This is a genomic window from Hydrogenophaga sp. FG152 (genome assembly GCF_057809615.1).
This window is the reverse complement of the sequence record NZ_JBMDKH010000018.1, coordinates 15,483-34,704: the sequence shown is the minus strand read 5'-3', so window position 1 is coordinate 34,704 and position 19,222 is coordinate 15,483. Positions and strand designations below refer to the sequence as shown.

The window sequence follows — 19,222 nt, the reverse complement described above, 5'->3', positions numbered from 1 at the left end:
ATGCCACGTAAAATGAGAAATTGCTCTCATCCATAACTTTCAGGACATAGCAGGACCGCCCATGGACTGGACGAATCGACTGCGCCTGCGGCACCTGCAGATCCTGGTCAGCCTGGCCGAGACGCAGAACATCAGCCACTCCGCCGAGCGGCTGCACATGACGCAGCCCGCGCTCTCGAAGTGGCTCAAGGAGCTGGAAGCCGACATCGGCCTCACGCTGTTCGAACGCCACGCGCGCGGGCTGCGCCCCACCGCCCACGGCCAGATCCTGCGCGAGTTCGCGGTGCACATTGGCAACGAGCTCGACCGCGCGCGGGAAGAGATGGCCGCGCTGCGCAGCGGCGGCAGCGGCCGCGCCGTGATCGGCGCCTCGGGCGCCACCATCGCGGGCGTGGTGCCGCAGGCGGTGCTCTCGCTGCTGGCCACCATGCCCAACGCGAGCGTGGAACTGGTCGAGGCGCCAATGGACCGGCTGTTCCAGCAGCTCACCCAGCGCGAGATCGACATCGCGGTGGGCCGCCCCGCGGCCAAGTACCACGACCCCGGCATCGCCTCGGAGGTGCTGTACGAAGAGCGGCTGCACTTCGCGGTGCGCCCGGACCACCCGCTGGCCCGGCGAAAATCCCTGCAGTGGTCACACCTGCTGGCGCAGCGCTGGGTGGTCTGGACGCGCGACATCCCCGCGCGCGACCTGCTCGAATCGGCGCTATCGGCCGCCGGCCGCGCGATCCCGGGCGCGAGCGTGCAGTCCAACTCCCTGCTCGCCACCATCGCGCTGGTGGCCGAAAGCGACATGGTGGCCGTGGTCTCCGAGCGCGCCATCGAACTGCCCGAGCGCTGGAAGATGCTCAAGCGCCTGCCGCTGAAGCTGGAGACGGCCAGCGCCATGACCATGTACTGGCGCAAGGACGCGAGCGGCTTCGCAGCGGTGGACGGCCTGCTCGATGCGCTGCGCCAGGTGGCGCGGCAGCCGGCGCGCACCGTGCGCCCTCGCAAGGCCTAACCGGGCAGGCGCGAGGCCGCCTTCTTCACGGCAGACGCGAAGGCCGTGGCCGCCAGCTTGGGCTGGGTGCCGCGCAGCGACACCACGTGCAGCTCGATGTGCACCGTGGGGTTGCCGAGCATGGACACCTTGAGGCCCTGGCGCAGGCAGTCCTCCAGCGCGAAGGACGGCACGATGGCGTGGCCCCGGCCGGCGCGCACCATCGCGATCAGGGTGCCGATCAGGTTCATGCGCGGGCGCTCCTCGTGCGCGCGCCCGATGCGCGCGAGGTGTTTTTCGATCACGGCCTGGATCGGGTTGTCGACCGGCAGGCTGATGAGTGGCAACTCGGCCAGGCTGCTCCAGGTCTGGCTGGGCCCCAGGCCGCCCGCACCCTTGCCCGGCGGGCTGATGCGCATCAGCCGGAACTTGCACAGCGGCTGGCGCTGCAGGCCCACGGCGGGTTTGATGAAGAAGCCCAGGCCAATGTCGGCCTCCCCTTCCAGGATGCGCTGGCGCACCACGCTCACGTCCACGTCGGCCAGGTGGATCTGCACCTGGGGGTGGCTCTGGTTGAAGGCGCTGATGACCTCCGGCAACAGGCTGGCCGAGACCATGGGCGTGGCCGCCACGTCGATGCGCGAGCGCACGGCCGCCTCGGTGCCACCGATCACGTCGTCGATGGCCCGCAGCTCGGCCACGATGCGCTCGGCCACCGGCTGCAGGCGGCGCCCGGCGTCGGTGAGCGTGACAGAGCGCGTGGTGCGGTCGAACAGGCGCGCACCCACCTGGTCTTCGAGTTCCTTGACCAGCATGCTCATGCCCGAGGGCGACAGGTGCACCTGCTCGGCCGCCTTGGCAAAGCTGCGCAGGCGCGCGACCTCCAGAAAGGCCTGGAGTTGCCGACTGCCCACATTGATCAATTTTCTTGAAGAGTTGTTCAAAATCTTCCGTTTGATGAATGTCAAAGGTGTTGCTGTAATTGTCCTTCATCAATGGAGACAGCACCATGAACACCCCATCCGCCTTTCTTCCCCCCTCCCCGCTGCGCCGAAGCCTCGTGCTGGGTGGCCTGGCCACGGTGGCCGCGCCTTTCGTGATGGCCCAGGACGCCGCCAGCCGGCCGGTCCGGCTCGTGGTGCCGTTCACCCCGGGCACTGGCATCGACCTGATCGCGCGCCAGATCGCGCCGCAACTGGCCGAGCGCCTGAAGCGGCCCTTCTTCGTCGAGAACAAGGCCGGCGCCTCCGGCAACATCGGCACCCAGGAGGTCGTGCGCGCCGCGCCGGACGGCAGCACGCTGCTGGTGAGCGTCAACACGCTGGTGATGAACGCCGCGCTGTACCCGAACGCGGGCTTCAACCCGGTCAAGGACCTCGCGGCCGTCTCGCTCACGAGCTGGGGCCAGCTGCTGCTGGTGACCCACCCCAACACCAGGATCGATTCGCTCAAGGGCCTGCTGGAGCGCGCCCGCGCCCGGCCCGGTGCGCTCAACTACGGCTCGCCCGGTGCCGGCACGCCGCATCACCTGGCGATGGAGCTGCTGAAGAACCGCGCCAAGATTTCCATCACGCACATCGGCTACCGGGGCACGGCGCCGGCCGTGACCGATCTGCTGGGCGGGCAGATCGAACTGATGTTCCTGCCGATCCACGTGGCGCTGCAGCACATCAAGGCAGGCAAGCTCAAGGCGCTGGCCATCAGCTCGAGCCAGGCGAACCCGCTGCTGCCCGACGTGCCACCCCTCAGCAGCCTGAACATCGGCAACCTGAATGTGGACATGTGGTACGGCGTGCTGGCGCCCGCGGCCACGCCGCGCGCGCTGATCGACCAGCTGAACAAGGAGCTGCGCGACATCCTGGCGCAGCCCGCGATCGCGACCGCGTTCGAGACCCAGGGCATGACACCCGCCCATTCCACCCCGGAAGCGTTCCAGCAGCTGATGGCCACCGACGCCCAGCGCTGGGCCAGCCTGATCAAGGCCCAGGGCATCACCGCCGAGTAAGAGAGAAGAGCGACACATGAGCCAACACAGCAACAAGGCCGACGGCACGTTCGACACCGAGGTGGTCATCGTCGGTGGCGGCCCGGTGGGCATGGGCCTGGCGATCGAGCTGGGACAGCGCGGCGTGCGCTGCGTGGTGGTGGAGCGCTACCCGCAGCCACAGCCGATCCCCAAGGGGCAGAACCTGACGCAGCGCACCATGGAGCACTTCCACGCCTGGGGCGCCGAAAAGGAACTGCGCGCCGCGCGCACCATTCCGCCGGAGTACGGCATCGGCGGCCTGACGGCTTATGGCACGCTGCTGGGGCCGCACTACGACTGGCTGCAGCGCGACCTGGTCAAGCCCTACTACTTCACCGGCAACGAGCGCCTGCCGCAGTACGCCACGGAGGCCGTGCTGCGCCGCCGCGTGGCCGAGCTGCCCAGCGTGCACACCCTGTACGGCTGGGAGGCCGAGGACGTGCAGCAGGACGCCGACGGCGTGACGGTGAGCGTGGTGGAGCGCGGTGGCGCCGGCCGCCGGCAGCTGCGCGCGGCCTATGCCGTGGGCTGCGACGGCGCGCGCTCGGTGATCCGCGACAAGGCCGGCATGACCCAGACCCGCACCGACCACGACCGCATGATGGTGCTGCTGGTGTTCAAGTCCGAAGGGCTGCACGAGCTGCTCAAGCGCTACCCAGGCAAGTCCTACTACAACGTGCTGCAGCCGGGCCTGAAGGGCTACTGGAAATTCTTCGGCCGCGTGGACCTGGGCAGCACCTGGTTCTTCCACGCGCCGGTGCCGCCGGGCACCACCAGGGACAACTTCGACTTCGCGGCCTACCTGCACGAAGCCGTGGGCGCGCCGTTCGAGGTCGAGTTCGAGCACATCGGTTTCTGGGACCTGCGCTTCATGCTGGCCGACACCTACCGCCAGGGCCGCGTCTTCATCGCGGGCGACGCCGCCCACAGCCACCCGCCTTACGGGGGGTATGGCGTGAACTCCGGCCTGGAGGACGCGCGCAACCTGGGCTGGAAGCTGGCGTCCACGCTGCAGGGCTGGGGCGGCGTGGACCTGCTCGACTCCTACGACGCGGAGCGCCGCCCCGTCTTCGGCTCCACGATCCGCGACTTCATCGCCAAGTCGATCGACACCGACCGCGAGTTCCTGGAGACGCACGACCCGGCCGTCGACCAGGCGCGTTTCGACGCCGCCTGGCAGGCGCGCGCGAAAGGCGCGGTGGGCGAGGTGCACGCCTTCGAGCCGAACTACGAAGGCTCGCCCGTGGTGCAGCCCAACGGCAGCGGGCAAGGGCCGAGCTCGGTGGGTTCGCACCAGTTCGTTGCGCGGGCCGGCCACCACATCGCGCCGGCGGTGCTGTCCTCCGGCCGCAACGTGTACGAGGCCTTCGGGCCGGGCTACACCCTGATCGCGCTGGGGGCCAGCGCCGCTGAGGCGCAGGCGTTCCGCGATGCCGCGGCCGCCCTGAAGCTGCCGCTGAACGTGGTGGAAGACACCCGGACCGGCGAGGCCGCACGCTACGAGGCCCGCCTGGTGCTGGTGCGGCCCGACAGCTTCGTCGCCTGGACCTCGGACACACCGGCGGAGGTGGATGCAGCGCAGGCGCGCGCGGTGCTGGCGATGGCGCGCGGCGGCTGAATCAGGGGCTGCTGGCTGCGCGTTGCGGCAGCAGCAGCCGAGACGGGTGCAGCCGGTCGTGGTGATAGGTGTCGGTGCCGACCTTCTGCCCATACCAGTGCGTCATCGGCTGGTCGATCATCGTGGAGTCGTTGTTCGTGATCTCCAGCCGCAGGCGCTCGCCGGGCTGCGCGACGAAGCCCATGGGCATGAGTTCGATGCGCAGCTCCACCACCTGCCCAGGCGCCACGGGCTCGACCCGGTTGTGGGTGTGGAAGGGGCGCAGCTCCTGCGTCAGCGCCGGGTCCTCGCGCCGGTGCGAGGCGCGCAGCCAGCCCTGGCTCATCTTGCGCGCGGGCCCGGGGCGGCCCGGTGCGGGCAGCAGGCTGAGTTTGACGAACACGTCGAAGTCGGTCTGGTCGGACGAGGCGTGCAGCACCAGGGTGCCCTGGCCGGTGAACTCGGTGTCTTTCTCGAACGGCGCCGTGGTGAAGGTGTTGACCCGGGCCACGTGGTCGGGCACGCCGTTGATGAAGGTGGTCACACCGGCCACCCACTGCGCATCGGGATAGGTCCACGGGGTGCAAGCCGCTGCCTCGGCGGGCGCGGTGTCGGTGAGCGAGCCGTCGTTGAGCGAATTCACCACGCCGCTGCGCGCGCCGCAGAGGTAGAAGGCGCGCGGTGCCGCATCGGCCGGTGGCCAGGCGTCGGTGCTGGCATAGTGCCCCCGCCCATTGACGAAGTAACGCACCGCCGCCTGGTCCATGACACCGTTGTCCACGCCCTTGAGGTGGTGGTCGTACCAGGGCAGCAGTTCCTCGCGGTGCAGGGCCTCTTCGGCGAAATAGTGCTGGGCCTTGTGGAAAGTGTCGGGCTCGGTGATGAGCAGGCGGCGCGGGCCGCGCACGCCGGCAAAGCCGTTGACGTTGCCGCGCAGGTGCAGCGAGGCCTTGCCCCAGACGCCGATGGAGAACACCGGGATGTCGATGTTCCCGAGTTCCCAGAAGGCGGCGCGGCGGCGGTGCCACTCGTCGTCCAGCGTGTGCGACAGCACGTCGGGCAGCACCTCGTGGCGCGCGCCACCGCGCACGTCGTGGCCTTCGGCGGTGTGCTGCAGCAGCACCGAGCCGATCAGCCAGGAGCCCAGGAAACCCTGGATGGGCACACCCCCGTGGTACATGAAATCGCGGTAGGGGTCGCACGAGCCGTCGTACGGCACGATGGTGGTGAGGTGCGGCGGGCGCGTGCGCGCGGCGTTCCACTGGCTCATGGCGTAGTAGGACTGGCCGATCATGCCGATGCGCCCGCTCGACCAGGGCTGGGTGGCGATGTATTCGATCGCGTCGTGCGTGGCCTCGCCTTCGGCCCTGGACCACGGGTCCCAGAGGCCCTCGGACACGCCCGAGCCCGGCAGGTCCAGGATGACGTAGGCGTATCCGTGGTCCAGGTACAGCTGGATGGGGCCGTACTCGATGAACGGGAACACGCCCATGGCGGGCAGGCGGCGCAGGGACTTCTGGTAGGGCGAGGCGGCCAGCAGCGTGGGGAACGCGCCCTGCCCACCGGGCGGCAGGTACACGTCGGCGCGCAGCAGCAGGCCGTCGCGGGTGCGGAACTGGATCTCGAACGGGGTGACGTTCACGGTGGTCATGCGCGGGTTTCCTCAGAGGGGGTCATGTCGAAGCGGTCGCCGAAGTCGAAGTAGTCGTCGTGCACGAAGCCATTCTCGTAGTACTGGATCTCCCACCAGTTGTGGTCGAGGTCTTCGAAGTAGAACGAGTACACGCCGTGCATGTCCTGGATGGGGAGCACCTGGCGGATGCCGTAGGTGTCCTTGAACCGCAGCGCCAGCGCGTGCGCGTGGTCCACCTCGTCGCGCGAGGCGACATCCAGTCCCCAGTGGTTGAGCACGTTGCAGGGGTGGATCTGGTCGCCCACCTCCACGCACACCACATGGAAGCGCATGCCCAGGCGGATCGACATCGCGGGCTTGGCGTGGCGCGCGCATTCGAGCCCCAGGAACTCTTCATAGAAGCGGCGCGAGGCCGTGAGGTTGAAGCACTCCAGCGTGCCATGGCTCAGGCACAAAGGCTTGAGCACGGAGTGGCGCGCGGGCGGTTCGACGCGGCAGTTGTCGGGGACGAATCCAGCGATCATGGCGATGGGTCTCTCTCGGTTGAAGGTCAGTGCGGGGCCGGCCGGCGGTCGGCCTCGGAGACGAAGGCGTCGGCAAAGAACTGGTTGGCCGGCAGGCCGGCCTCGCCGAAGTCGCGGCGGGCCGCGTCCACCATGGGCGGTGCGCCGCAGGCATACACCTGGTGCTCCGACAGGTCGGGGTGGTCCTGCAGCACGGCGCGGTGGACGAAGCCGGTGCGACCGGTCCAGGCGGGGTCGTCGCCCGCTTCGCTGAGCACCGGCACGTAGCGGATGTGGGGGTGCTCGGCGGCCCATTGGCGCGCCTGCGCATCGAGGTAGAGGTCGATCCGCCGGCGGCCGCCCCAGTACACGTCGATGGGCCGGCGCAGGCCCTGGGCCAGGCTGTCTTCCACCATCGCCTGGATGGGCGCGAAGCCGGTGCCCGAGGCGAGCATGACCACCGGTTTGTCGCTGTCCGCATCGAGGAAGAAGCTGCCCTGGGGCGCCTCCACGCGCAGCAGGTCGCGTTCGCGCAGCTGACTGAACACGTGGTCGGTGAAGCGGCCGCCGGGCATGTGGCGGATGTGCAGCTCGATCTGCCGCCGGCCACCGGCGCGCGGTGCGCCGGCCATGGAATAGCAGCGCCGCAGCCCGTCGCCGAGCACGATCTCGAGGTACTGGCCAGCGCGCCAGTTCAGGGGCTCGTTCGGTGGCGTGCCCAGCAGCAGGCGCATCACGTCGGGCGCGAGCCGCTCCATGCGCAGCACCCGCACCGGCAGCGTGCGCGCCGGCACCAGGTGGGGGTCGAAGGGTTCGACCTCGAAGCTGCAGTCCGTCAGCGGGCGCGCGCAGCACAGGTGCACATGGCCCTGCGCCTTTTCTTCGTCGGACAGGTAGTGCGGGTGCACGTCGCCGAAATCCACCTGTCCCGACACGAGGCGGCCCCGGCAGGTGCGGCACACGCCCGAGCGGCAGCTGTAGCGCATGGCCACACCACTGGCCAGGCCGGCGCGCAGGATGTCGGTGCCGGGACCACAGGCAAAGGATTGGGCGGCCGGGTGCAACGTGATGGTGAAGCTCATGCGCGAGACTTTGGCAGCGCACCGCGAGGCCGTCCAACAAATAGTCGTGATGGGCGCCATGTCGCTGCGAAATGACCTTCGTGGCTTTCCCCAATGGACGCGAGCGCCAGCCTGCCTACACTGCCCCCACCCATGAACATCAACACCGTCGACCTGAACCTGTTCCTTGTCTTTCAGGCCATCTACGTCACCGGCAGCGTGACCGTCGCCGGTGAAAAGGTCTGCATGACGCAGTCGGCCGTGAGCAACGCGCTCAAGCGCCTGCGCGAGCGCTTCGACGACCCGCTGTTCGTGCGCACGCCCAAGGGCATGGTGCCCACGCCCATGGCCAAGCAGCTCATCGGCCTGGTCGAGGAAGGCCTCGCCAAGTTCAACCAGGCGCTGGACCAGGTGCGGCGTTTCGACCCCGCCACCAGCGACCGCCTGTTCCGCATCGCCATGAACGACGTGGGCCAGCTGGTGGTGCTGCCGCGCCTGATGTCGGCGGCGCGCGCGCAGGCGCCGCATGTGCAGTTCGAGATCATCGGCACCTCGCCGGAGGAAACGCGCCACCGGATGGCGGACGGCGGTGTGGACCTCGCGATCGGCAGCTGGGCGCCCATGGGCGCGGGCTTCCATGCGCAGCACCTGTTCGACGAGACCTTCTTCGCGCTCATGCACGCGGACCACCACATCCGCGCCGAGCGCATGAGCTTGGACGAGTACTTCGGCGCCGAGCACCTGGCCTACCGGCCCAGCGGCGCCAGCGACGCGGCCCTGCAGTCCACGCTGATGGCGGCCGACCTGCTGGCGCGGCGCAAGGTGGTGCTGACGGCCGCGCACTCCCTGGGCCTGTCGGCCTTGCTGAGCGAATCGCGCCTGGTGCTCACGGTGCCGTGCCGGCTCGGCCAGGCCATGATGGCCTCGCGCGACAACCTGCGCTCGGCGCAACTGCCGTTCGAGGTGCCGCCGTTTTCGGTGCGCCAGCAATGGCACGACCGCGCGCACGCCGATGGCGGCAACATCTGGCTGCGCGAACTCACGCTGGCCACGCTGCACGACACGCAGGCGGCGGCCTCGCCCGGCGAAACCGGCTGAAGCACCTTCGCTAGCGCGCCGCCACCAGGGTGTTGCGCAGCGTGCCGATGCCGGAGATGGCGACCTCGATCACGTCGCCCGCCTTCATGAACACCGGCGGCGTGCGCCCGGCCCCCACACCGGCCGGCGTGCCCGTCAGCAGCACGTCGCCGGCGTTGAAGCAGTACCAGCGCGAGAAGTGCGCGATGGTTTCGGGCAGGCTGAAGATCAGGTCACTCACGGGCGAGGACTGCATGAGCGCGCTGTTGAGGTGGGTGGTGATGTGCAGCCGCCCCACGTCGGGCACTTCGTCCGCCGTGAGCAGCACCGGCCCGAGCGGCGTGAAGCCTTCGAACTGCTTGCCCATGATGTTGACCTCCCAGGTCTGGCGCGCCTCCCAGGGCTGCGTCGCGCCCCAGACGTCGCGCACCCAGTCGCGCGCGGAGATGTCGTTGGCCACGGTGTAGCCAGCGACGCAGGCCATCGCCTGCTCCGCGCTCACGCGGTGGCAGCGCCGGCCGAACACGACCGCGAGCTCGCCCTCGTAGTCCACGTGCGCGGGCGCGTCGGCGGGCAGCGCCACCGCGTGTTCCGGTCCGACGACGGAGGCCGCCACCTTGAGAAAGCCGGTGGGCTGCCGGGGCGCGGGCGTGCCGGCCATTTCGGCCAGGTGCAACTTGTAGGCCAGGCCCGCGGCCACCACCAGGCCGGGGTTGGGCACGGGCGCGAGCAGGCGGGTGCCCGGTGGCATCAGCGCCCCGCGCTGGCGCAGGCGGTCCTGCAGGCCGGTGTCGGCCTGCACGCGGTCCACCAGGCCGCGCACCAGGCCCAGCGCCGCAGGCCCGCCGGCCAGCAGCTCGCGCAGGCTCTCGGGCAGCCAGGCCTCCAGGCTGTCGGCCTGGGCCGCGCGCCGCAGCGCCAGCACCTCGCCCGAAGGCAACAGGGCGCCGGGCTCGCCGCCGCGCACCGAATCGATGGTCACGAGTTTCATGGGGATCTCAGAAGTGGTGGCGCATGCCGAGGGCGTAACCGGTGCCGGAACGCAGGCCGGTGGCCCGGTCGTTCATCACCACGGCATACACATCGGTGCGCTTGGACAAGCTGTGCAGGTAGCCCGCGGCCAGCGTGGTGCGATCGCGCTCGGCGGTGCCGGCCTGCGTACGTTCGGTGCGCGCCCACGAGGCGATGAAACGCCCCGCGCCGAAAGGCACGGCCGCGTGCACACCGACCGTGTCCAGGTCGATCTCGGCCTGGCCGCGCGGGCGCAGCGTGGCCTTGGCCCACTGGCCGAACAGCTTGACCACCTGGAAGTCGTAGGACACGCTGCCGAGCGTGCTCGACTCGGCTTCGATCACGTAGGGCGCGCCCGCCGGGTCGGTGCGCGACCGTGGCACGTTGTAGGCCGCCGCCCGGATCCTGCTGACGCTCAGCGCCGCCGCGAAGGGGCCCGAGCGGTAGTTCGCCGTGCCATCGAAGCGGCGCCCTTCGGGCGCGGCTTCGCCCGGTGCGACCTGCAGCGAGCCCGAGAAGTTGCCCAGCGTGGGCGTGTTGTAGACCAGGGAGTTGTTCCAGCTGCCGTCGCTGATGCCGTGCGAGGCCAGCATGGGCTGCGAGCCGACGAAGGTGTGCAGCATGAACGGGCCCAGCGTGGTGGAGTCGCCAAAGGGCGTGAAGCTCAGCGTGTTGACGAAGCTGCCGGTGGGAATGCGGCCCGCGCGGAACTGCCCGAAGGCGCCGCGCACACCGACGAAGCTGTAGCGCGAGAAGAAGCGGCCGGCGGCGTTGTCGCCCGGGTGGCGGCCGACCTCGCCGGTGTCCAGGCGGAAATGGCCACCGAGGTCGAACAGCGCGGTGAGCCCGCCGCCCAGGTCTTCCGAGCCGCGGATGCCCCAGCGCGAGGTGGTCATCATGCCGCCGTCCATGCGCGAGACGCGGGTCTCGCCCGCGAGCTGCCGGGCGTAGAAGCCGCCATCGACGGTGCCGTACAGCGTGGGGCCGGTGTTGCTCTGTGCCGTGGCCTGCAGGGCGGTGAGGGCCAGTGCCGCTGCGACGGCGATGCCGCTTTTCGGGATGTTCAAAAGAGGTCTCCTGGTTGTTGAATACGGGCAGCGGGATGCTAGGTATTCGACTTCCGGAAAACCAATGAAAGCTCGTGATGCGGCGCATGCGTTTGCGAAATGTCGGCCGGACATTTTCAAAACGGATGGGCCGCATCACCAATCTTCGTTTGAAGCGCGCGAGCAGCCGGCCTAGCATGCGGACAGCCCAACACAAACACAGGAGACAGACCCATGCGCCTGAGCAGAAGAAGCCTTGTCGCGGCGATGGCCGCGACCTCACTCACCACCAGCACTGGCCTGGCGTTCGCGCAGGACGCGGGCCGCCCCATCCGGCTGCTGGTGCCGCTGCCGCCGGGCTCGGGCGGCGACAACATCGCGCGCATCCTCGCCACGCCCTTGCGCGATCTGCTGGGCCACCCCATCGTGGTGGAGAACCGCCCGGGCGGCGACATGATGATCGGCGCCAGCCAGGCGGCCAAGGCGCCGGCCGACGGCAACACCTTGCTGATGGCGCACATGTCGACCATGGTGATGAACCCCTTCGCCTACAGCAACATCAGCTACGACCCGGTGAAGGACTTCAGCCCCATCGGCAAGATCAGCGAGAGCACCGCCGTGGTGGTGGTGCACCCCGCCGTGCCGGCCAGGACGCTGGGCGAGTTCGTGGCCTACGTGAAGGAGCGGCCGGGCCAGGTGTCGTACGGCACGGCCATCCTGATGGTGCAGATCGCTGGCGAACAGCTGGTGCACACGCGGCAGCTCCAGATGACGCGCGTGCCGTACAAGGGCGGTGCCCAGGTGATGCAGGACACGCTGGCGCGCCACATCGACATGTCGATCGCCGACACCTCGTCCTACCTGGCGCTGATCAAGGCCGGCAAGCTGCGCCCGCTGATCACCACCGGCGCGGAGCGCAACCCCCTGCTGCCCGACGTGCCCACCGCGCGCGAGGCGGGCTTTGCGGAAATGGAGATGCGCGGCTGGTGGGGCCTGTTCGCGCCGGCGCAGACCTCCAAAGAGGTGGTGAACAGGACGGCGGCGGCGCTGCAGAAGGTGCTGGCCCTGCCGGAGGTGGTGCAGCAGCTGCGCGCCATCGGTGCCGAGCCCCGGCCGCTACCGCCCGAGGCTTTCGCGCAGGAGATGAAGCAGCAGCAAGACCATTGGGGTCACGTCATCAAGACGCTGAAGATCAAGGCCAGCGAATGACCTGCCTCAGTACAGGAACACCTCGCCACCCCGGCTGACGAAGAGTTTTCTCGCGCAGTCCCTCGCCGCCTCGCGTTCCTGGCCGGCCACCGCGCGCACGTAGTCGAGCTTCCCGGCGTTCAGGCGCGGGAACCGCACGGCGATGTCGGCGTCGCTGCGCGCCGCGCAGCGCACAGCCTCGCCGTACGACCAGCGCAGGTCGTTGCACAGCTCCAGCACCTGCCGGGCATCGACGGCGCGCGGCAGGCGCAGGCCGTGGAACTCCAGGTACTGCACCAGGCGGGCTTCGTCATCGGGCTCGATGAGCAAGGTGCCGTTCTCCGCATGGATGCCGGTGCAGGCATAGAAGTCGATCTGGGTCAGGGCCTCCAGCTCGTCGATGGCCAGGCGGGCCACCACGGGGTCGGCGGTGGGGGCGGTGCTGTGCCGCGAGTGGGTCAACGGAAACGGAATGACGGGCATGGGCCGGAAACGGAGTTCAACTGCCTCGATTCTGCAGAACCTTCTCCCGCCGGACGGGCCGGCGGGATCGGGGCGCGCAGAAAGCCCTCAAAAACGTGAATTCGTCATTGCGGGCCCGCCACAGGCCCGTCACACCTTGCGCACGCCCAGCAGCCAGTCGGCATCGCCGCCGGCGTGCTGCGTCAGCTTGATGGCGGCCTCGCGCACCGCCGCCGTGTGCGAGGGCAGCACCGCCTCGGCGAAGCGGTGGGACGGGCCGGAGATGGCGACCGAGCCCACGACCTGGTCACCCGGCCCGAACACGGGCGCGGCCAGCGCCGCGATGTCGGGCTCGCGCTCGCCCACGGTGAAGATCACGCGGGTGGCAGGCCAGCTGGCGGGCGGACCGTCGAACTCCACCAGCGCGCGCCCCGCCGCGCCCTGGCCGAGCGGCAACACCTGCCCGGCGTAGATGTGGTCGCGCACCGAGTGGCGCGGATCGACCCGGAACAGGCACAGGCGCACGTCGCCCTCGCGCCGGAAATAGGAAGCCCCCTCGCCCGTGAGGTCGACCAGGCGGTTGAGCACCGGCGCGACGTGGTCTTCCATGCGCAAGGACTGGCGATAGACGCTCCCCCACTTCATCACCGCGTAGCCCAGCTTGTAGCTGGCATCGGGCAGTTGCTGCACACAACCGAACCGGATCAGGGACGCGAGCAGGCGAAGGATGGTGCTCTTGTAGAAGCCGGTCCGGGCGGCCAGCTCGTGCAGGGTCAGGGCCTGATCCTCGATGCGAAACGCATTCATGATCGTCAGAGCCCGCTCCACGGCGGCCACGCCGTCCTTGTTCTCAGTCATGTTGGTAGGTGGGTGTAGTTGGCGCACGGCGGCCGTCCGCCAGGATGTCTCGGCGGGAGCCATTCTAGGGGGGGCGGGCGCAGCGCGCCGGCCCGCCCTTCAGTGCCCGGTGAAGCGCGGTTCCCTTCGATCGCGCACGGCGGCCAGGCCTTCCTGGAAGTCGGCGGTCTTGCCAAGCCAGGCCTGCTCGGTCATCTCGCGCTCCAGCGCCAGCTCCACGGCCTGGATCAGGTCTCTGCGGTGGGTGGCGCGCGTGGCACGCAAGGCCAGCGGCCCCACGCCGGCCAGCTCCTGCGCCAGCTTCATCGCGGCCTCGTGCACCTCGGCCTGAGGCACGATCTGGTCGACCAGCCCCATGCCGAGCGCAGCCGGGCCGTTCAGCGTGCGGCTGGTATAGAACATCAGCGCGGCGTTCTGCCGGCCGATCAGCCAGGGCAAGGTGGCCGTCAGGCCGAAGCCCGGGTGAAAGCCCAGCCGCGTGAAGTTGGCGCTGAGGCGCGTCTCCACGCAGGCGATGCGGAAATCCGCCACCAGCGCCAGGCCGAGCCCGCCGCCGATCGCCGCGCCGTGCACGGCCGCGACGATGGGTTTGCCGGTCCTGAAAATGCGCAGCGCCTCGCGGTAGGTGTGGCGCGACGGATGCACCGGTGCCGCGCCGGGAGCGCTCTGGCCACCCAGGTTGGCGCCAGCACTGAAGGACTTGCCTTGCGCCCGCAGCACCACGGCGCGCACCTCGGGGTCGGCATCGAAGGCTTCGAAGGCGTCGGCCATGCGGGTGATGAGGTCGAGGTCGAAAAAGTTGTGCGGAGGGCGCCGCATTTCGATCACGGCCACCGCGCCGTCGCGTTCGATGCCCAGGTCTTCTGTGGAGGTCACCATGGTCAGCACACCTCGAACAACGCGGCGGCGCCCTGGCCGCCGCCCACACACATCGTCACCACGACGTACTTCACGCCGCGGCGGCGGCCTTCGATCAGCGCGTGGCCGACCAGGCGCACGCCGGTGACGCCGTAGGGATGCCCGACGGCGATCGCGCCCCCATTGACATTGAGGCGGTCGTCAGGAATGCCCAGCTTGTCGCGGCAGTACAGCACCTGGACGGCAAAGGCCTCGTTGAGTTCCCACAGGCCGATGTCTTCCATGCGAACACCCGTGCGCTCCAGCAGGCGAGGCACCGCGAACACCGGACCGATGCCCATTTCATCGGGCTCGCAACCGGCCACGGCGTAGCCCCGGAAGATGCCCAGCGGGCGAATGCCGCGCTGCTCGGCAAGGCGGGCATCCATCACGACGCAGGCGGCCGCACCGTCGGAGTACTGGCTGGCGTTGCCGGCGGTGATCACCCCGTTGGGCAACACCGAGCGCAGCCTGGCGATGCTGTCGGCCGTGGTGTCGCCGCGAATGCCTTCGTCGCGGTCGATGGTCACGTCCCGGCGCTCGATGTGGCCGCTGGCCTTGTTCTCCACGCCCATGGTCACGGACATCGGCACGATCTCGTCGCGGAACAGCCCGGCGGCCTGGGCGGCGGCGGCGCGCTGCTGGCTGCGCGCGCCGTAGGCGTCCTGCACCTCGCGGTCGATCTTGTAGCGCCTGGCCACGTTCTCGGCGGTCTGCAGCATGTTCACGTACGTATCGGGCCGGTGCTTGAGCAGCCAGGGGTCCAGGCGCATGTGCTGGTTGAGTTCGTTCTGCACGCAGGAGATCGACTCGATGCCGCCGGCCACCATCACCGGCACGCGGTCGACGATCACGCGCCGAGCCGCGTTGGCCACGGCTTCCAGGCCCGAGGCGCAGAATCGCGTCACGGTGGTGCCGGCGGCGGTCACCGGCAGGCCGGCGCGCAGCGCGATCTGGCGCGCCACGTTGCTGCCCGTGGTGCCTTCGCCCAGCGAGCAGCCGAAGTACACGTCCTCGACCTCGCCGGGGTCGATGCCCGCCCGCTGCACCGCCGCCTGCACCACGTGGCCTCCCAGGGTGGCGCCGTGGGTCATGTTGAACGCCCCCTTCCAGGACTTCGCCAGCCCGGTGCGTGCAGTGGAAACAATCACCGCTTCATTCATCTTCATTCCTTCGCGTTTGCATCAATGGGTCGACCGGGAGTGCGTGCAGCGCGTCACTCGAAGCCTTTGTTCTGTTCGGCCAGCTGCAGCAGCAGGGGCGCAGGCGCCTTGAACGCCGAGTCCGGCCGGCTGCGGATGCGCCGGATGGCGCGCACCACACTGGGCAGGCCCACCGTCTGCGCGGCCATCATCGGGCCGCCGCGCCAGCGCGGGAATCCGTAGCCGTGCAGGTAGACCAGATCGATGTCGGAGGCGCGCGCGGCAATGCCTTCCTGCAGGATGTAAGCCCCTTCGTTGACCAGCGCATAGATGCAGCGCTCGACGATCTCCTCGTCGCTGAACGCGCGCGGCGTGCGGTTCGTGGCGGCGAAGTGCGCCGCAATCAGCGCCTGGACCTCAGGATCGGGCTGCGCGGAGCGCTGACCCGGCACGTACTTGTACCAACCCTTGCCGTTCTTCTGGCCCAGGCGGCCAGCCTCGAACACCTTGTCCGCGATCGGGCTGCGGCGCGCGCCCGGGTCTTCGGCGTACTGCCGCTGGCGGATGGTGTAGCCGATGTCGAGCCCGGCGAGATCGCTCATGCGGAACGGCCCCATGGCCATGCCCCAGGTCTCCAGCGCCCGGTCGATCTGCTGCGGCGAGGCGCCCTCCTCCAGCAGCACCATGCTCTGCTCCAGGTAGAAGGTGATCATGCGGTTGCCGATGAAGCCGTCGCACACGCCCGACACCACGGCCACCTTGCCGATGCGCCGCGCCAGCTGCATCACGGTGTGCAGCACGTCCGGGGCGGTGGCGGCACCGCGCACCACTTCCAGCAGCTTCATCACGTTGGCCGGGCTGAAGAAATGCATGCCCAGCACGTCGGCCGGTCGCTGGGTGAAGGCGGCGATGCGGTCCACGTCCAGGCGCGAGGTGTTGGTGGCCAGGATCGCACCGGGCTTCATCACCGCGTCGAGCTTGCGGAACACGTCTTCCTTTACCGCCATGTTCTCGAACACGGCTTCGATCACCAGGTCGGCGTCGGCGATGGCGCCGTACGCCGTTGCCCCGCTGAGCCGGGCCATGCGCTGCGCCATCGCGTCTTCGCTCAGGCGACCGCGCTGGACGGTGGTTTCGTAGTTGCGGCGCACGTTGGCCAGGCCGCGCTCCACGTCCTCGTCGCTGCGGTCCAGCAGGACCACGGGAATGTCCGCATTGAGGAAGGCCATGGCAATACCGCCGCCCATGGTGCCGGCACCGATGACGGCCACGCGCTCGATCGCCCGCGCCCGCGTGTCGCCCGGGATGCCGGCCACCTTGGCGGCCAGGCGCTCGGCGCGGAAGATGTGGCGCATGGCGCGCGAGTACGGCGCCTGCTCCAGCGCGGCGAAGGCCTCGCGCTCCAGGCGCAACCCCTCCTGCAAGGGTTTGTCCACCGACGCGGCCAGGGCGTCGATCACGCGCAGCGGTGCCGCGTTGCCGCCCTTGAGGCGCGGGCGCACGGTGTTGCGCGCGAATTGCAGCAGGCTTTGTGCGTAGGGCTCGTCCACGCTCAGATCGGCGGTGCGGCGGGGCGCTTCGCCCGCGTCCACGATTTCCATGGCGACTTCGCAGGCTTGCCGGATCAGGTCGCGGGCGACCACGCGGTCGAACAGCGCGGTCTCCATGAGCCGCTCGGCGCGCACGGTCTCACCGGACAGCATGAGGTTGAGCGCCCAGGTCAGCCCGGTCAGGCGCGGCAGCCGCTGCGTGCCGCCCGCGCCCGGCATGAGGCCGAGCTTGATTTCGGGGAACGAGATCTGCGCATCGCTCAGCGCCACGCGGTAGTGGCAGGCGAGCGCGATTTCCAGGCCACCCCCCATGCAGATGCCGGCGATGGCGGCCACCACCGGCTTGCGGGCGGCTTCGATCTCGCGGATGAGCGTGAAGATGTCGGGGTCCTGCGCGGCCTTGGGCGTGCCCAGCTCGGGAAGGTCGGCGCCGGCGCAGAAGGCCTTGTCGGTGCCGGTGAGCACGACGGCCTGCACGGCGCCGTCCACCAGGGCGCGGTCGAGAGCGGCGGCCAGGTCGCGGCGCAGTTCATGCGCCAGGGCATTGACGGGCGGGTTGTTCAGGCTCAGCACAGCGACTTGCTGCACCTGCTCGTATCGGACGAAGTTCATGCGGGGTGGTTTCCTGCGCCAGGAGTGGCGCCATTGAGGGTGATGGGGGGGCGTTGCAGGTGCCAGTCGGTGATGCGCTGCAGGGCGGCACCGAGCTGGATCAACAAGGCTTCGCTGTGGGGACGGCCGATCAGCTGAACGGCCAGGGGCAGGCCGCGGCGGTCCCGCCCCACCGGCAGGGACAGGGCGGGCAGGCCGAGGTAGTTGATGGGTCGCGTCAGGCGCGTCATGTCGCGCGCGATGCGGTTCATGGCCGGGTCGCTCTCGGCGCCGACGTCGTCCAGACGCGGCACCGGCATCGCCATGACCGGGGCCACCAGCACATCGGCCTGCGCGAACACCGAGTCGCTGAACTCGGCCAGCGCGAGCGCGCGGTAGCGCTGCGCGCCCACGTAGTCCTCGGCGCTGAACCGCGCACCCTGCTCCAGGCGCTCCAGCACGGTGGGCGAGTAGCGGTCGGCGTGCGGCGCCATCAGGGGCCGGTGCGCGGAGGTGGCCTCGGACATGATGATCACGCTGGCGTTCGCGTTGGCCTGCGGCAGGCCGGCCGGTGCGACCGGGACGACCCGCGCGCCCAGCTCGCGCAAGGTCGCGAGCGCGTCGTCCAGCCCCCGGGCCACCTCCGCGTCGATGTCGTCGACGAAGTAGCGCGTGGCCACGCCCACGCGAAGCCCGGCGGGCAGGTCGTTCGCGGCGCGCAGGGTCTGTGTGCCGGCGAGGGCGTCCAGCATCAGGCCGCAGTCGCGGGCGCTGCGGGCGATCGGCCCCAGCGTGTCGAGCGAGTAGGACAGCGGAACACAGCCGCTCGCATCCACCAGCCCATGGGTGGGCTTGAGTCCGGTGACACCGCAGCAGGCGGCGGGCACGCGGATCGAAGCGGCGGTGTCGGAGCCGATGGAAGCGAAGTTGAAGCAGGCCGCCACCGACGCCGCCGAGCCGCTGGAAGAACCACCGGTGACGTGCTCAAGATGCCAGGGGTTGCGCACATGCCCGTGCGCCCAGTTGTGGCCCGTGGGGTTGTAGGCGAACTCGGACAGCTGCACGCTGCCCAGGTCGACGGCCCCCGCGCCCTCCAGGCGCGCCAGCACGCCCGCGAGCCGGGCCTGGGCCGGCACCGGCACCCGCGAGCCGCACAGCGGCGCGCGCCCGGGGCGGAAGAACAGGTCCTTGTGCGCCAGCGGCACGCCGTGCAGCGGCCCGCGCACCTGGCCGCGCTGGCGCTCCTGATCGCGCTGCGCGGCCTGTGCGCGGGCCGCATCCTCGTCCCATTCGGCGACGGCATGGATCACGGGGTCCAGGCGGCGCGCCTCGGCCAGCAGTGCGTCGAGCAGCTCCACGGAGCTGGTGCGCCCCGCCGCCAGCGCGGCGCAGGCCTCTTCCAGGGACATCTGTGTGAGCGTCATGGGGCGGCCTGGCGTTGGAGTTCGAGAAGGAACGCGTCGGGAGCGGCGTCGATGGGCAGCAGAGCCACGACCGGGCGCGCCATGTCCAGAATGGGCTGCAAGGCCGCCGATCGGGCATCGGCTGCAGGCGCGGCGGGGAGGGGTGAAGGCATCGAACTCATGGCGGTCAGGATC

General features: G+C 69.8%; 18 protein-coding genes. 5 read left to right on the top strand and 13 right to left on the bottom strand.

Annotation, left to right across the window (positions count from 1 at the left end):
• The first annotated feature begins 61 nt into the window (after positions 1-61).
• Entirely contained in the window at positions 62-1,003 is a 942-nt protein-coding gene (locus tag ACODTB_RS20105) for a LysR family transcriptional regulator (protein WP_291119699.1), read from the top strand.
• Here ACODTB_RS20105 and ACODTB_RS20100 read toward each other — a convergent pair.
• Positions 1,000-1,896 (bottom strand): LysR family transcriptional regulator, encoded by an 897-nt coding sequence (locus ACODTB_RS20100; protein WP_291119702.1) that lies wholly within the window; start codon positions 1,894-1,896, stop codon positions 1,000-1,002. The genes ACODTB_RS20105 and ACODTB_RS20100 overlap by 4 nt on opposite strands.
• 95 nt (positions 1,897-1,991) lie before the next feature.
• Here ACODTB_RS20100 and ACODTB_RS20095 point away from each other — a divergent pair, with 95 nt between their 5' ends.
• Positions 1,992-2,987 (top strand): tripartite tricarboxylate transporter substrate binding protein, encoded by a 996-nt coding sequence (locus ACODTB_RS20095; RefSeq protein WP_291119705.1) that lies wholly within the window; start codon positions 1,992-1,994, stop codon positions 2,985-2,987.
• Positions 2,988-3,003: 16 nt separating this feature from the next.
• Entirely contained in the window at positions 3,004-4,626 is a 1,623-nt protein-coding gene (locus tag ACODTB_RS20090) for an FAD-dependent monooxygenase (protein ID WP_291119708.1), read from the top strand.
• Between the two features lies 1 nt (position 4,627).
• Here ACODTB_RS20090 and ACODTB_RS20085 read toward each other — a convergent pair whose 3' ends face one another.
• Genes ACODTB_RS20085 through ACODTB_RS20075 form a run of 3 tightly spaced genes read right to left on the bottom strand, consistent with a single transcriptional unit; the run spans position 4,628 to position 7,823 of the window.
• Complete coding sequence (locus ACODTB_RS20085) at positions 4,628-6,256, bottom strand: CocE/NonD family hydrolase (protein WP_291119711.1); 1,629 nt, start codon at positions 6,254-6,256, stop codon at positions 4,628-4,630.
• A complete protein-coding gene (locus tag ACODTB_RS20080) occupies positions 6,253-6,762 on the bottom strand; it encodes a VOC family protein (protein ID WP_291119714.1) in 510 nt (169 codons plus the stop codon). The genes ACODTB_RS20085 and ACODTB_RS20080 overlap by 4 nt, the downstream gene beginning before the upstream one ends.
• Before the next feature lie 26 nt (positions 6,763-6,788).
• Positions 6,789-7,823: a CDP-6-deoxy-delta-3,4-glucoseen reductase gene (locus ACODTB_RS20075; RefSeq protein WP_291119716.1), complete on the bottom strand. Its 1,035-nt coding sequence runs from the start codon at positions 7,821-7,823 to the stop codon at positions 6,789-6,791.
• 132 nt (positions 7,824-7,955) lie between these two features.
• On the opposite strand from ACODTB_RS20075, the gene ACODTB_RS20070 reads away from it, so the two are divergent.
• On the top strand, positions 7,956-8,900 hold the full coding sequence (locus ACODTB_RS20070) for a LysR family transcriptional regulator (protein WP_291119718.1): 945 nt from the start codon (positions 7,956-7,958) through the stop codon (positions 8,898-8,900).
• A 10-nt stretch (positions 8,901-8,910) separates the two neighbouring features.
• On the opposite strand, the gene ACODTB_RS20065 is transcribed toward ACODTB_RS20070, so the two are convergent.
• Both ACODTB_RS20065 and ACODTB_RS20060 read right to left on the bottom strand, forming a co-directional pair.
• The gene (locus ACODTB_RS20065) at positions 8,911-9,870 is read right to left on the bottom strand and encodes a fumarylacetoacetate hydrolase family protein (RefSeq protein ID WP_291119721.1); all 960 of its coding nucleotides are present in this window, start codon (positions 9,868-9,870) and stop codon (positions 8,911-8,913) included.
• Positions 9,871-9,877: 7 nt separating this feature from the next.
• Positions 9,878-10,957 carry a porin gene (locus tag ACODTB_RS20060; RefSeq protein ID WP_291119725.1) on the bottom strand — a complete coding sequence of 360 codons (1,080 nt, stop codon included), beginning with the start codon at positions 10,955-10,957 and terminating at the stop codon, positions 9,878-9,880.
• A gap of 213 nt (positions 10,958-11,170) precedes the next feature.
• Here ACODTB_RS20060 and ACODTB_RS20055 point away from each other — a divergent pair, with 213 nt between their 5' ends.
• The gene (locus ACODTB_RS20055; RefSeq protein WP_291119728.1) at positions 11,171-12,145 is read left to right on the top strand and encodes a Bug family tripartite tricarboxylate transporter substrate binding protein; all 975 of its coding nucleotides are present in this window, start codon (positions 11,171-11,173) and stop codon (positions 12,143-12,145) included.
• Positions 12,146-12,151: 6 nt separating this feature from the next.
• Here the strand turns inward: ACODTB_RS20055 and ACODTB_RS20050 are convergent, their stop codons facing one another.
• The 7 genes from ACODTB_RS20050 to ACODTB_RS20020 all read right to left on the bottom strand — a co-directional run bounded on the left by ACODTB_RS20050 (position 12,152) and on the right by ACODTB_RS20020 (position 19,209).
• Entirely contained in the window at positions 12,152-12,607 is a 456-nt protein-coding gene (locus tag ACODTB_RS20050) for a hypothetical protein (protein WP_291119735.1), read from the bottom strand.
• A 129-nt stretch (positions 12,608-12,736) separates the two neighbouring features.
• On the bottom strand, positions 12,737-13,444 hold the full coding sequence (locus tag ACODTB_RS20045) for an IclR family transcriptional regulator (RefSeq protein ID WP_291119738.1): 708 nt from the start codon (positions 13,442-13,444) through the stop codon (positions 12,737-12,739).
• 99 nt (positions 13,445-13,543) lie between these two features.
• Positions 13,544-14,323: an enoyl-CoA hydratase/isomerase family protein gene (locus ACODTB_RS20040; protein WP_291119741.1), complete on the bottom strand. Its 780-nt coding sequence runs from the start codon at positions 14,321-14,323 to the stop codon at positions 13,544-13,546.
• 2 nt (positions 14,324-14,325) lie between these two features.
• Complete coding sequence (locus ACODTB_RS20035; RefSeq protein ID WP_291119744.1) at positions 14,326-15,504, bottom strand: acetyl-CoA C-acyltransferase; 1,179 nt, start codon at positions 15,502-15,504, stop codon at positions 14,326-14,328.
• 53 nt (positions 15,505-15,557) lie between these two features.
• Positions 15,558-17,645 (bottom strand): 3-hydroxyacyl-CoA dehydrogenase NAD-binding domain-containing protein, encoded by a 2,088-nt coding sequence (locus ACODTB_RS20030; RefSeq protein WP_291119747.1) that lies wholly within the window; start codon positions 17,643-17,645, stop codon positions 15,558-15,560.
• Positions 17,642-19,048: an amidase gene (locus tag ACODTB_RS20025; protein WP_291119750.1), complete on the bottom strand. Its 1,407-nt coding sequence runs from the start codon at positions 19,046-19,048 to the stop codon at positions 17,642-17,644. The genes ACODTB_RS20030 and ACODTB_RS20025 overlap by 4 nt, the downstream gene beginning before the upstream one ends.
• A complete protein-coding gene (locus tag ACODTB_RS20020; protein ID WP_488929683.1) occupies positions 19,045-19,209 on the bottom strand; it encodes a hypothetical protein in 165 nt (54 codons plus the stop codon). The genes ACODTB_RS20025 and ACODTB_RS20020 overlap by 4 nt, the downstream gene beginning before the upstream one ends.
• Positions 19,210-19,222: the final 13 nt, after the last annotated feature.